The following is a 13845-nucleotide window of genomic DNA, read 5'->3' as shown; positions in this document are numbered from 1 at the left end:
TCCCACCCCACCTCACGGTGACGCAGTTGCCATTGACTAGGTCTTAAACCACCTTCTCGACCAGAGGACTTTCACCTCCAAGCAAATGCCCATGCTGGGCGTACTGAAAAATGACCCCCGTTTCCAGGAGGTCATTCTTCGCACAGTGTGCCCAAGGTGGGATTCGAACCCACACACCTTTCGATACTGCATTTTGAGTGCAGCGCGTCTGCCGTTCCGCCACTTGGGCCTTAGTAATAGTGTTCAAATGAACTCTGTTACAAAGATCACGCTCCGGTTCTTGAATCGCTTCCGAACCAGTGCGCGCAACTACTCTACATGCATATAGGCTGTTTTGTGGAACTAGAGCCCGTATAGGGCTCAAAATATACAAAATGTGGTGTAACTCACCACCCTAAAGGAGCTTTCTGTGTCAGAGCAGCCGGATACAACCCCCACCTCGCCCGCACGCCGTGTGATTGTTGCCGAGGATGAGACACTGATCCGCCTAGACATCATGGAAATCCTTCGCGGCGAAGGCTACGACGTAGTCGGCGAAGCAGACAACGGCGAGAAGGCCGTGGAGCTCGCCAAGGAACTCAAGCCCGATCTGGTTCTCATGGACGTCAAGATGCCCGTCATGGACGGCATCACAGCTGCTGAGATCATCGTCAAGGCCCGCATCGCCCCCGTTGTGCTCCTTACCGCCTTCAGCCAGAAGGAACTCGTTGAGCGGGCACGTGACGCCGGCGCCATGGCCTACGTGGTCAAGCCCTTCACCCCGGCCGATCTCATTCCCGCATTGGAGATCGCGCTCTCCCGCCACGAGGAGATCAAGGCCCTTGAAGAGGAAGTCTCCGACCTTCAGGAACAGTTCGCCACCCGCAAGCTCGTAGAGCGTGCCAAGTCCCTGCTCACCACCAAGATGGGCCTCACCGAGCCCGAGGCCTTCCGTTGGATCCAGAAGACCTCCATGGATCGCCGCCTGAGCATGCGCGAAGTCGCCGAGACCATCATCAACCAAGTCAACTAGTCCATTCACACCAGAGATGCCAGAGTTTGACGCATCTGCCAGGGTTTGAACTATGGCAGATACGTCAAACTGCGGCATTTTTCGTTGTGCCGGCTGTGCCTGGCTGGGAACAGGGTCTGGACAGGCTCGACCACCGGACACAACCTGTCTCGGCAAGCTAGGCCGGCTATCAAATGGTTAAAAAACGGTGGCACCCGGCCTTTCGCGTAAAGCGAAGGGTGGGTGCCGCCGTCGTGCTCTACCGGGTCAGTGGTCGAGGCGAACTCGAGCCATGATTCCCTGAGCTAGCACTTCCAGTTTAGGCCAACTCTTCCCCGCGCGAACCCTCGCCCTATCCCTCGCTTCGCACCGGCGTGACCTCCGCCCGGTCCATGGCCACGCGCTCTCGGCGCCTGCATCTGGCCATGACCACGCACGCCCCGCCGGCAACCAACCCATAGACAGCAAAGAGGCCAAGCCACGCTGCGAAGTGAACCGGCATGCCGTCCCCGGGCCAGGGCTGCAGCATAAAGCTGTACAGCGCAACGGCAACGATGTAGCAAACGGCCCAAGCACCGCGGTTCCACGTCCAGACCAGTGCCCCATCGAACGGGACAAGCGGCAACAACGTGATCGGCAGTGCAGCCACAGCAACCACCGCGACAATGGCCAGCAGCTCCCCTGCCGCGAGGGTAGTGAAACCTCCTGCGTCACTGACGGCTGCCACATAGTCCGGCTGGATCTCATTCCACCTGATAAATGACTCGAGAGGGTTTGCAGAGAGGAACGTGTATCCGGCCCATGCAACCAGGCCCATCACCGCCATGTACACGCTGCCTGCGATGGCAGCAAGGGCGGGCCTGCCCGGCCCCGCATCCTTGGTGTTGAGACTGTAATCGACCCCCAGCACGGCCGCAAAAACCAGCGCAGGCTCCGGACCGGCCACCCGGGCCAAGACCAGTGATGCCAGCAGCACCACCACGTAGAGCGGCCTCGCGGTGACCCGGGGAAAGTGGCCGCGCCCATGCCGGCGCGCCACGGTCCACCGGGCCACCATGGAACCATAATTCAATAGCAGGAATGCTACTAGGAAAGACAAGGCCATCCGGGCGGAACGTTCAGTCCACGCAAAACCCTCCTGGCCAACTGCAGCCAAGGCGGCACAGGCCGGCACGATGAGGAACGCCCGCAGGCCGTGCACCGGACCAAACAAGAAGGACCACCAGGGGCGGGAGTCCGAAGCGGGAGATATACGAGCTGCGGACGTGGGGTCGCCGTATCGCCAGGATGGAGGGACTACACGGCGAACAGCTGCTGTCAGGCCCCCGGACGCGGACCCAGCCCCGGCGCCCGCCACCAGCAGTGACGTCGATCCCGCCACCAGCAACGCCACCACCACACCCAGCAACAGGGCCGGTCCAGCCGTTTTCAACAGACCGGCGAGCAACGTCCCTGAATGATCGGTAGGAGCCGCCTCGAATACCCGAAAATTGCTGTAAGCGCTCGGCGCGAACCAGGTGCCCGGCTCCACCACCGGTCCGCCAAGGACTGTTGCCGAAGTATTAAGCGGTACGGTCACGGTAAACGTGTTGGGGTCCTTCAGGATGGGGTTGCATCTTGTGGTGATCGATCCGCCTCGGATACCGGGGCCGGAGGCCCACGTTTTCTTCGGGCACACTGGATTGCCGGCTGCCAGAAACACGAATTTTGCGATGAAAAGCTCGTGCGTGCCCGGGCCGGTCAAGACCGTGGGGATTTGAATGACCACCAAAGTACCCGACTCCCCCTTGTTCCCCTTGTCTGACTTGTCCCGGAAGCTGGTGACCTGGTCCGAACTGATGTGGGAGTCGTCCAAACATGCGTCCCTTGCCTTGACGGTCGCAGGATCGGTGATGGTTAATCTAGTCTCGGGGTCATACTTGGTCCCCGGCGCGTCGTTGAACGCTCCGTAACTGGCAAACTGGTCGGAATATTTCAACACGGCTTTGTTCGTGCAGTCGTACATTGCCGTCAGCGCTGCGGCAGCATCATCGGTACTCCGCCACAGCCCACTTGAGCGCTCCCATGACGCAATATAGGCACCCTCGCCCTCCACGGTCAGTTCCCAGTAGCTTTTACCGTCCGGCCCCTCCTTCAGAACAACGGGTGCAGGGCCAGGCTCCACCACATCCACGGTGGCGGCGTCATCACCGGGCACCGCTAATGACGGCGCGCCTCCCGTCAAGGCTATGGCCGCCACCAATGCGGCACTCGCCAGAGCTCTTCCCCATACCGCTCTTGTGCACCGCACATCCATCGCCTCCAGGCAGCCATGTTCGCTATGTCCGCGATGCCCGCAAAAACAACAATCTTCCGCTTCGTCGGATAGTGGAAACGGTAGCGCATGGCGTCACCCCGAAACCCGGCAATACTGCCCCCTGTGGATAACTTTGGGTCGAAAAGGGTCTCGACAAACTCGGCCAGCGGCGCTGTAGGTTCAGGTTTTAGATGTCAATTTTCTCACTTTCGCGTCCCCAGCCAAAGGTTCATTGTGACCATCAGCAAGAGTGGTAATCCCAGGTGAGAGATTGTATTGGGCAGCGCGGAGCGCTTCTTGTGTAAGTGGATAGATCCCCACGCCGCTCCGGGCCTAGGGTCCCTTGGCCGGCGGCGTGCCGGCAGTTCCTGAGTGCTGATCGAAACAGCCGCCTTGGCGATTTTGCCCATGGTCGAACTTCATCAATCACGGAAACCGTAGAGGGTGCCGGGATTGAGAAACTGCCGCCCCCATAGAAGGCGCCTGTCGGCGCTGGTCAGCATTCCGAAGTCCGCAGCCTCCGCCCAGTGCTCACGAATAGCACCTTCGATTCGGGCAACGATGTCATGGGCCTCGTCTCTGGTCAGGTCATAGAGACTACGGGCGGCGATGAGGGCAGATACGTTATTCCTCCTTGCCCCGTTCCTGTCATAGGCGATGGCCTGCGACGCCGTCTCTCCGCTGCGCCTCATGGGCGAGAGGTCATAGGCGGGGCTCAGTATCGCTACAGACCCGTCCCAGAGTGCCGTGTGGTTCCGAAGGTGGTCATCGGAGTTGGAGATTGCCATGTTGAATGCGATGCGCGCGAAGAGCTCGGAGGCACTACCCTCGGGAGCACCGTTGCTACGAAGAGCGTCCAGAAACTCGACATAGCTGCCGCTGCGCGCCTGCATCTCGTCTAGGCCGGTCAGTGTCAGGGCATTCGCCACAAAGATGCGCCCGCCGTCGTTCGTTCGGTCGAATCGCTCAACTAGCAGAACACCTCGAACGAGGACGCTCTCGACGCGAGTTCGAGCAACGTCAAGCCCCGCCTTCTTGGCGAGAAACATGCTCGCTGCATCTGCCCCGACCACAAGGAAATGGTCATTGGATGCGGTGAACTTCGCGATGTACTAGCGACCTGAGTCGTCGATGACCGACTTCGGTCGCGCCCCTCCCATCGCTGTACCGCTCAGGAGAGCTCGCTCGAGTTCGAACGGCAGATCGCCTCCGGTTTCAACGAGGTCTGCGGCGTTCAGGAGAGTTTCCAGCGGGGCGGGTGTAGTAGCGCGCGGGACGTAGTCTGTGACTGACCTCTGGAAATCAATAGCGCCGAAGCGGTTGGAGCTGGAGTTCAAGAGGTATGTGCGCTCGTCAAGGTCACCCGTGTCGGCGGCGTCACCTCAGTCACCGGTGACTTGGTACTGAACGACGCGCCGGCCCCATGCATCTGGTGACGCGTCGCGCAGAGCACCAGGTAGCCCCAATGACCCAGTAGGTCCGAACGTTCGCTGGGATAGCGGGAGGGTTGGAGCTAGGGAGATGGCATTTCCGCGCGCCAAGTACCGCCGACCGTAGTCGAAGGAGAACTGGCCGGGCGCACCCTCCCGAAGCCGGCCAGCGGGCACCGGCGCGGTCGTCTCGGGCAGCCACGCCCACACATAGATGTCAGAAGTCGAGGCCATCGTCATTGTCCTTTCGCTTCTTGTCGACACGTGCGGGAAGCAGCGCGAGTCGTTCCTGGCCTCGTCGGCGGAGCGCGATGAGTTCACTGGGATCCTCAACCCCGAAAAGGGGGACACCAACGATCGACGCAACGTTGAACACGTTGCCGATACTGCTCGCGGCGCTTCCGCGCTCGATGGTCGCCAAGGTTTTCCGCGTAATGCCGGCTGTGCCAGCGAGATGCTCGGCTGTCATTCCTCGCGCAGCGCGCGCCATCCGAATTTGCTGCCCGAGCACGACAATCGCGTCCTCGGCAGTGCGGGTTAAACCAATTTCTCGACGTCCCATGGGTAATAGTATACCCTTAGACCCCATTTATGTATAAACTATTACCCGTTCGACCGCGCGAGGTGTTACCCCCTCTACGAGCGTGTCATCGTCGCGACGACAGCTCCCGTTGCCTTGGGCACCCTGGCGCTGGGGTGTGGAGAAGTAAGAAGACTCTACTTACAGGCAGCACGTGGACCTAGGTCTGGATCCGATGCGAGAGTGCCGACATGTCAGTGTCGTCACCATGACGTTGACCATTACTTCACGCAGAGGAAGCTCTAGTACGTCTGCGCCAGGCGTTGCATCGTCGTGGTCAGAGTGATTTGCTAATGACAGGTAGCACTGGATCCCACAAGAGGTCTCGGCAATCAGGACCCGTTAACAAACAACGGCGGCACCCAGCCTTTCGCGTGAAGCGAAGGGTGGGTGCCGCCGTCGTGCTCTAACGGGTCAGGGCTCGAGATGAACTCGAGCAGTGACTACTAGTTAGTGGGCCAGGGACCAATTCGTTCGCGGCCGGTACGGTCGTTGGCCTTGCCCAGGTCGGCGAGGTCGCCTACCTTGTGAACCTTGACCAGGTTGGTGGAACCGGCCTGTCCGGGAGGGGAACCGGCTGCAATAACAACCAGATCGCCTTCGTCAACGAGGCCCTTCTCCAACAGAGTCGCATCAACCTGCTCGGTCATGGCATCCGTGTGTGAAACCATGGGGACCAGCACGGGCTCAATGCCCCAAGCCAGTGCGAGCTGGTTGCGAACGCTCTCCACCGGGGTGAAGGCCAGAACCGGCTTGGACGGTCGCAGACGGGACAGGCGGTGAGCCGAGTCGCCGGACTGCGTGAACGTTGCAATGTACTTTGCATCGAGCTGCTTGGCGATCTGCACGGCAGCTGCCGTGATGACGCCACCGCGGGTCTTCGGCTCGGAAGCCAGCTTCGGGATGAGCTTGAGGCCATCTTCAGCTTCAGCCGCTTCGATGATCCGCGCCATGACCTTGACGGTCTCGATCGGGAAAGCACCAACACTGGTCTCGCCGGAGAGCATGACTGCATCCGCGCCGTCGAGCACTGCATTTGCACAGTCCGAAGCCTCGGCGCGGGTGGGGCGCGGGCTTTCAATCATGGATTCCAGAACCTGGGTTGCCACAATAACGGGCTTGGCCCAGCGGCGTGCCATTTCAACACACTTCTTCTGAACCAGCGGGACATCTTCCAGGGGAAGCTCCACACCCAAGTCGCCACGAGCAACCATGATGGCGTCAAACGCATCAACAATGGCTTCCAAGTTGGCAACAGCCTGCGGCTTCTCGATCTTGGCGATGACCGGCACGCGGCGGCCTTCTTCATCCATGATCTCGTGAACGCGAGTGATATCAGCTGCATCACGCACAAACGACAGAGCAACGAGGTCTACGCCGCAGGCAAGCGCCCAGCGAAGATCGCTCTCATCCTTTTCGCTCAAAGCAGGGACATTCACAGCAACGCCGGGCAGGTTGATGCCCTTGTTGTTGGAGACCTTACCTGGAACGGTAACTTCGGTGACAACCTTCACTGCGTCAACGGCAGTGGCCCGAACGGACACCTTGCCATCGTCGATCAGCATGATGTCTCCAACCTTGACGTCCTCGGTGAGGGACTTCAAGGTGGTGGAGCAGATGTCCTTGGTGCCGGGAACATCTTCGGTGGTGATGGTGAAAACATCGCCCACGGCGAGGTCGTAGCCTACGTCATTAGCGAAGCGGCCCAAGCGGATCTTGGGTCCCTGCAAGTCAGCCATGATGGCGACGGGCTTGCCGAGAGCTTCGGCAGCCTTCCGGACGTTCTCGTACGTGTTCTGGTGCACGCCGTAGTCGCCGTGGCTCATGTTCATGCGGGCTACGTTGACGCCCGCCTCCAGTACCGCAAGTGTGTTTTCATAGCTGGCGATTGCCGGCCCGAAAGTCGCAACAATTTTTGCGCGTCTCAATGTACCTACCTTGTATATGGTTTTTTCAGCAGAAATCTTTGGGTGACCTTGTAACAGCCTATCGCTTTGCCGCTAAACACTCATAGCTGAATCGCTAGGTGAGACGGGAGCAGGCAAGTATGTCTCCCCCATCAGGTGCTTATCGACGGCCGCCGCACATGCCCGTCCCTCCGCAATGGCCCAGACAATCAGCGATTGCCCACGCCCTGCATCACCGGCAACAAATACGTCTTCACGATCCGTCATGTAATAACCATCACGGTTAACATTCGAGCGAGCATCCAAAGTCACAGGCAGCTGATGCACCAGTTCTGCCGATTCAGGTCCGGTGAAGCCCAAGGCCAAGAACACCAGATCTGCGGCAATTACGCGCTCGGTCCCCTCCTTGGGAACCCTGCGTCCGCCAACAAATTCCGTCTCCGCAATCTTCAGCCCTGTCAGTACGCCGTTTTCACCGATGAATTCGACGGTGGAAGCCAAGTACGTCCGCTCGCCACCTTCCTCATGGGCGCTGGCAACTTCAAAGAGGTTGGGAAACGTGGGCCACGGCTGATTGGCGGTACGCTCCACCGGCGGCTGCGCACCAATGGCCAACGTGGTCACCGATGCTGCCTGCTGGCGGTGGGCCGTGCCGAGGCAGTCGGCGCCGGTGTCGCCGCCACCCAAAATGACCACATGCTTGCCGCGAGCATCAATCTGCTCTGTCAGCACATCACCGGCAACCACTTTATTAGCCTGAACCAGGTAATCCATGGCCACATGGACTCCCTTCAGGGCACGGCCCGGGATGGGCAGTTCGCGCGGAACCGTGGCGCCAATGCACACCACGACGGCGTCATAGCGGCGGCGTAGCTCGTCCCACCCCAGATCCTTGCCCACCTCCACTCCGGTGCGGAAGCGAGTGCCTTCAGCCTCCATCTGGGCCACGCGGCGGTCAACGCTCTCCTTCTCCAATTTGAAGTCGGGGATGCCATAGCGCAGCAAGCCACCAATCCGGTCATCGCGCTCATACACGGCCACCGTATGCCCCGTTCGGGTCAGCTGCTGTGCCGCTGCCAGCCCTGCCGGACCGGAACCTACGACGGCGACTGTCTTACCTGTGAGGCGGGCCGGGGGAAGCGGGTGGACCCAATCCTGGTTGAAAGCCTCATCAATGATGGAGACCTCCACCTGCTTGATGGTTACGGCAGGCTGATTGATGCCCAGCACGCAGGCCGTTTCGCACGGGGCCGGGCACAGCCGTCCTGTGAACTCCGGGAAGTTATTGGTGGAATGCAGACGTTCAATGGCCTCTTGGCCCTTGTTACGCCACGCAAGGTCATTCCACTCGGGTATGAGGTTTCCCAGCGGGCAGCCTTGGTGGCAGAACGGCACACCACAGTCCATGCAGCGCCCCGCTTGGGACTTCAACACACCCTTTTCTTGGGCCTCGTAGACTTCTTTCCAGTCCATGATGCGCACCGGAACGGGCCGGCGGGTCTGGGTGATGCGTTCGCGAGTGTTTAAGAAACCGTGCGGATCAGCCACCGGTGACCTCCAAAATTTTCTGCCAAACGGTTGCGCCGTCCGGGTCTTCGCCCAGCTCGGCTGCTGCCAAGCGGGTCTGTAAAACTGCTGCGTAATCGCGCGGCAGCGCCTTCGTTATGCGTGCAACGGTGGCAGGAAAATCGGCCAGCAAGGCTGCTGCTGTTTCGGATTCGGTCTCATCGAGGTGGCGCTGCAAGAGCGTGTGGACCAGATCTTGATCCGCGGCGTCGAGCGGCATAAGCGTCAATTCCCCGGAGTCCAGAGCCACCTTGTTGACTTGGCTCGGGTCCAAGTCCAGAACATAAGCAGTGCCTCCGGACATGCCGGCACCAAAATTGCGTCCGGTGGGGCCCAGGATCAGGGTGCGACCACCTGTCATATACTCACAACCGTGATCACCAATGCCTTCAACCACGGCGGTGGCTCCGGAGTTACGGACTAGGAACCGCTCCCCCACGATGCCGCGCAGGAACATTTCACCGCTCGTGGCTCCGTAGCCAATGACGTTGCCAGCAATGACATTCTCGGCAGCCACGAAGGTGCTGTTGCGGTCAGGGCGGACCGTGATCCGGCCCCCGGAGAGGCCCTTACCTACGTAATCGTTGGCATCGCCCAGCAGGCGCAGCGTGATGCCGGCGGGTAGGAAAGCACCCAACGACTGGCCAGCCTGACCCGTCAGCGTCACGTCAATGGTGTCCGGACTTAGCACGTCAATGCCAAACGTCTTGGTGACGTGGTGGCCCAGCAGCGTTCCAACGGACCTATCGGTATTGATGACCGGGACGCTGATCTTCACCGGTGCCCGGCCGCTAAACGCCTCGGCGGACATAGCGATTAGTTGCTGATCGAAGTGCTTATCCAATTCATGGTTCTGATTAACCAGGTGACGGACGGGCGCATCGGCGGGGACACCGGCGTCGGAGAGGATGGGACTCAAATCCAGACCGGCCGTCTTCCAATGGTTCAGCGCCGTCTCGATATCGAGCACATTGGACTGGCCAATGGCCTCTTCAATGCTGCGGAATCCGAGTTCTGCCAGCAGTTCGCGGACTTCTTCAGCAAGGAATTCGAAGAAGTTGACCACGAATTCGGGCTTGCCAGTGAAACGCTGACGAAGTTCCGGGTTCTGCGTGGCAACACCCACGGGGCAGGTGTCCAAATGGCAAACCCGCATCATGACACAACCGGAAACTACCAGCGGGGCCGTGGCGAAACCGTATTCTTCGGCACCGAGTAGCGCGGCAATGATGACATCGCGGCCAGTCTTGAGCTGACCATCCACCTGCACCACAACCCGTTCGCGCAGCCCATTCAGGCGCAGCGTCTGCTGAGTCTCGGCCAAACCAAGCTCCCACGGCATCCCCGCATGCTTGAGTGAGTTCAGCGGGCTGGCGCCGGTTCCGCCGTCGTGCCCGGAAACGAGAACGACGTCGGCCTTGGCCTTGGTCACGCCGGAGGCCACGGTGCCAATCCCCAATTCGGACACTAGCTTCACATGAACCCGAGCGATGGGGTTGGCTCGCTTGCAGTCATAAATGAGCTGGGCGAGGTCTTCAATGGAGTAAATATCGTGGTGCGGGGGCGGAGAAATCAAGCCGACGCCCGGGGTGGAGTGGCGTGTTTCGGCAATCCAGGGATAGACCTTTTTGGCCATCAGCTGGCCGCCCTCGCCGGGCTTGGCGCCCTGCGCCATCTTGATCTGGATGTCTTGGGCATTCGTCAGGTACAAGCTGGTCACACCGAAGCGGCCCGAGGCAACCTGCTTGATGGCGCTGCGACGCTCCGGATCAAGAAGGCGCTCAACATCTTCGCCGCCTTCACCGGTGTTGGACTTGGCGCCCAGACGGTTCATGGCGATGGCCAGTGTCTGGTGCGCCTCGGCGGATATGGAACCGTAGCTCATGGCACCGGTGGAGAATCGCTTGACGATGCTGGCGACCGATTCCACCTCTTCCAACGGTACCGGCGGGCGCACTCCTTCTTTGAAGGTGAGCAAACCACGGAAGGTCATGAGCTTGTTGGCCTGCTCATCGATGCCCTGGGTGTACTTCTTGAAGATGTCGTAACGGCGTTCGCGGGTGGCGTGCTGCAGACGGAACACGGTGTCTGGATTGAACAGGTGCGGTTCTCCATCACGGCGCCACTGGTATTCGCCGCCGCCCAACAGCGGGCGGTGCGGGACATCCACACCGTCCACGGGGTAGGCAAGGATGTGGCGTGCTGAGACTTCCTTGGCGATAACATCCAAGCCCACGCCGCCGAGTTGGCTCACGGTACCGGTGAAGTAGACGTTGACCAGGTCTTGAGACAGTCCAAGGGCTTCGAAGGTCTGCGCACCACAGTAGGAGGACACGGTGGAGATGCCCATCTTGGACATGATCTTCAGAACACCCTTGCCAAGGCCCTTAATCAAGTTCCTCACGCCTTCTTCGGGCGTAACTCCGGTGACGTCGCCGGTGCGGATGAGTTCTTCCACGGTTTCCATGGCGAGGTAGGGGTTTACGGCTGCTGCACCGTAACCCACCAGCACGGCAACATGGTGAACTTCGCGGACGTCGCCTGCTTCTACGACCAAAGAAACCTTGGTGCGGTTGGCGCTGCGCAGGAGATGGTGATGGACGGCGCTGAGCAGAAGTAGCGACGGGATGGGAGCCCACACAGCAGAAGAATCCCTGTCGGAGAGCACAATGTACTGCACACCACGGTTGATGGCGCCGGAGATCTGCTCACCGATTTCGGAGAGTCGGGCACGCAAGGCGCCCTCACCGCCGTCGACCTTGTAGAGGCCACGCACCTTCATGGAGATCTTCTCGCCACCGGAGCCATCAGCGGCCACGGGCGTTTCCATGTTGGAAATCTTGGACAGGTCATCGTTGTCAATCACAGGGAAGGTCAGCGCCAGTTGCGGTGCCGTGACCTTGTTGCGGGAGAGCAAGTTTCCCTGCGGGCCAATGGTGGTGTTCAGCGAGGTGACAAGCTCCTCGCGAATGGCATCCAGCGGCGGGTTGGTGACCTGGGCAAACTGCTGCACAAAGTAGTCGAACAAGAGCCGCGGGCGCTGTGAAAGTACGGCCACGGGAGTGTCGGTTCCCATGGCACCTAGGGGCTCGGCGCCATTCTTGGCCATGGGACCGAGCAGTATCCGCAATTCTTCGGTGGTGTAGCCAAAGGTGCGCTGGCGGTGCAGCACAGAGGAACTGGTGTGGATGACATGCTCACGCTCGGGCAGATCGGCCAGCTGGATGGTGTTTTCCTTGGCCCAGCTCTCGTAGGGGCGAGCGGCTGCGGCTTGGGCTTTGATGGTTTCATCGCTGATGAGTTCACCCTTGGCGGTGTCCACCAAGAACATGGTGCCGGGTGCAACGCGACCCTTCTGGACGATGGTTGCGGGATCCAGATCCAGCACGCCAACCTCGGAAGCCAGCACGACCAGGCCTTCATCGGTGACCCAGTAACGGGCCGGGCGCAGCCCATTACGGTCCAGAGTGGCACCGACAAGCGTGCCATCCGTGAAGGACACAGCGGCTGGCCCGTCCCACGGTTCCATCAAGAGTGAGTGGTATTCGTAGAAAGCCTTGCGGGCCGGATCCATGGTGGCGTGGTTTTCCCAAGCCTCAGGGATCATCATCATGACAGCCTCAGTGATGGGGCGTCCCGAGAGCCACAGCAGCTCCGCCACCTCATCGAAGGAGGCTGAGTCCGATGCGCCGGGGGTGCAGATGGGGAACAACTCTTCGGGAGTGTCGCCCAACAGTGCGTGAGACATGGTGGACTGGCGGGCGCGCATCCAGTTCCGGTTGCCCTTGACGGTATTGATTTCACCGTTGTGGGCGATGGTGCGGAAGGGCTGAGCCAGCGGCCATGACGGGAAGGTATTGGTGGAGAAACGGGAGTGCACGACGGCCAGTTTGGACGTAAAACGCGGATCAGAGAGGTCCGGGTAGAAAGGCTCCAGCTGGGCAGTAGTGACCATGCCCTTGTAGACAATGGTCTTGGACGACAGCGAGGGGAAATACACGCCGTGCTTCTGCTGGGCGCGTTTGCGCAGGCGGAACGCTTTCCGGTCCAGTTCGTTGGCCTCATCGGTGGCTAGCGGCTGTGCTGAAGCTGTTGCTGATCCCGTTGCTTTCGTTGCGGCTGGCTCCGTAGCCAGCGCGAGGAACAGCTGGCTGAAGTGTGGTTGGCAAGCCTTCGCGCTGGCACCCACGAGCCCGTCCACAACGGGGACGTCACGCCAGGCTAGAACCTGCAACCCCTCATTTTCAGCGAGGGATTCCAGACCGGCACGGGCTGCAGCCAGCTCCTGCGGATCGGTGGGCAAGAAGGCAGTTCCTACCGCGTAGTTGCCTTGTGCTGGAAGTTCGACGCCGGCGACCTCGCGGAAGAAAGCATCGGGGATCTGCGTAAGAATTCCGGCTCCATCGCCTGTTCCCTCATCGGCACCAACGGCTCCGCGGTGCTCCAAGTTACGCAAAGCGATGAGGGCCTTCTGGACGATGTCGTGCTCAGGGGTGCCTCGCAAGGTAGCAACGACGGCAAGCCCACAGGCGTCCTTCTCGGCGGCCGGGTTATAGAGTCCATTCTGCTCTGGCATGGATGCAAAGCGGGTGAACGGTGAGAGCGCCTCAGAGCGGTGGGAGTCATGTGCAGAGTTCTGTGTCACGACGTGATTGTCCTTCCCATAGTGGGCGTTGGTGGGGACAACACTGGCCCTTGGGCCGCGAAAGCGGATCTTCCCAACACGATTGATAGTGCAATTGCACAATGAACTAAGACTTCATGGGCCCGTCATTTTATGCAGCGGTTTTTACTATAACGCCGCCGGAAACACGAGAAAGCACTCATCTTATATTCTGGAAAGATCTGCACGATCAGTAATAATTCGAGCGTTGCCACCTAGCGGCTAGGGGCTTTCTTCGGCACCAAGGGGCGCTGTCCTCCAGCCCAGCCCAGCCCAGCCCAGCCCAGCCCAGCAAGATTTTGGGCAATCGAGTAGGAGGGGCGGGTTTCCCGCCCCTCCTCTCACACCACCGTACGTGCGGGCCTCGCATACGGCGGTTCGCTAGGTCGTTGAAAGCGATCCCATGCATCGC

8 protein-coding genes and 1 tRNA gene are annotated in these 13845 nt (G+C 60.2%); 1 reads left to right on the top strand and 8 read right to left on the bottom strand.

The window, feature by feature from the left end; all coding sequences use genetic code 11:
* Window positions 1-148: 148 nt before the first annotated feature.
* Window positions 149-229, bottom strand: a tRNA-Leu gene (locus tag ACX80D_RS17480).
* A gap of 180 nt (window positions 230-409) precedes the next feature.
* Between ACX80D_RS17480 and ACX80D_RS17475 the strand changes: the two genes are divergently transcribed.
* Window positions 410-1012, top strand: coding sequence for an ANTAR domain-containing response regulator (locus tag ACX80D_RS17475; RefSeq protein ID WP_062289945.1), 603 nt, complete (start codon window positions 410-412; stop codon window positions 1010-1012).
* Window positions 1013-1343: 331 nt separating this feature from the next.
* On the opposite strand, the gene ACX80D_RS17470 is transcribed toward ACX80D_RS17475, so the two are convergent.
* The 7 genes from ACX80D_RS17470 to gltB all read right to left on the bottom strand — a co-directional run bounded on the left by ACX80D_RS17470 (window position 1344) and on the right by gltB (window position 13346).
* Window positions 1344-3281, bottom strand: coding sequence for a hypothetical protein (locus tag ACX80D_RS17470; protein ID WP_459324137.1), 1938 nt, complete (start codon window positions 3279-3281; stop codon window positions 1344-1346).
* 428 nt (window positions 3282-3709) lie between these two features.
* Complete coding sequence (locus ACX80D_RS17465) at window positions 3710-4396, bottom strand: HipA domain-containing protein (RefSeq protein ID WP_459324139.1); 687 nt, start codon at window positions 4394-4396, stop codon at window positions 3710-3712.
* Between the two features lie 273 nt (window positions 4397-4669).
* A complete protein-coding gene (locus tag ACX80D_RS17460; protein WP_459324136.1) occupies window positions 4670-4951 on the bottom strand; it encodes a HipA N-terminal domain-containing protein in 282 nt (93 codons plus the stop codon).
* Entirely contained in the window at window positions 4935-5279 is a 345-nt protein-coding gene (locus ACX80D_RS17455; RefSeq protein WP_459324135.1) for a helix-turn-helix transcriptional regulator, read from the bottom strand. The genes ACX80D_RS17460 and ACX80D_RS17455 overlap by 17 nt, the downstream gene beginning before the upstream one ends.
* Window positions 5280-5743: 464 nt before the next feature.
* Window positions 5744-7225, bottom strand: a complete 1482-nt coding sequence (gene pyk / locus ACX80D_RS17450; RefSeq protein ID WP_459324134.1) for a pyruvate kinase — start codon at window positions 7223-7225, stop codon at window positions 5744-5746.
* 72 nt (window positions 7226-7297) lie between these two features.
* Window positions 7298-8752 (bottom strand): glutamate synthase subunit beta, encoded by a 1455-nt coding sequence (locus ACX80D_RS17445; RefSeq protein ID WP_459324133.1) that lies wholly within the window; start codon window positions 8750-8752, stop codon window positions 7298-7300.
* The gene (gltB, locus tag ACX80D_RS17440) at window positions 8745-13346 is read right to left on the bottom strand and encodes a glutamate synthase large subunit (protein WP_459324138.1); all 4602 of its coding nucleotides are present in this window, start codon (window positions 13344-13346) and stop codon (window positions 8745-8747) included. Before gltB ends, ACX80D_RS17445 begins: the two co-directional genes overlap by 8 nt.
* Window positions 13347-13845 lie beyond the last annotated feature (499 nt).

It is taken from the genome of Arthrobacter sp. Sr24 (assembly GCF_054511175.1).
This window is presented reverse-complemented; position numbering and strand designations above follow the sequence as displayed.

What these genes read in the sequence shown, in the direction of transcription:
- ACX80D_RS17460 (WP_459324136.1), bottom strand. Translation starts at nt 4,951, where the DNA reads ATGGCCTCGACTTCTGACATCTATGTGTGGGCGTGGCTGCCCGAGACG.
- ACX80D_RS17455 (WP_459324135.1), bottom strand. Translation starts at nt 5,279, where the DNA reads ATGGGACGTCGAGAAATTGGTTTAACCCGCACTGCCGAGGACGCGATT.
- gltB (WP_459324138.1), bottom strand. Translation starts at nt 13,346, where the DNA reads ATGCCAGAGCAGAATGGACTCTATAACCCGGCCGCCGAGAAGGACGCC.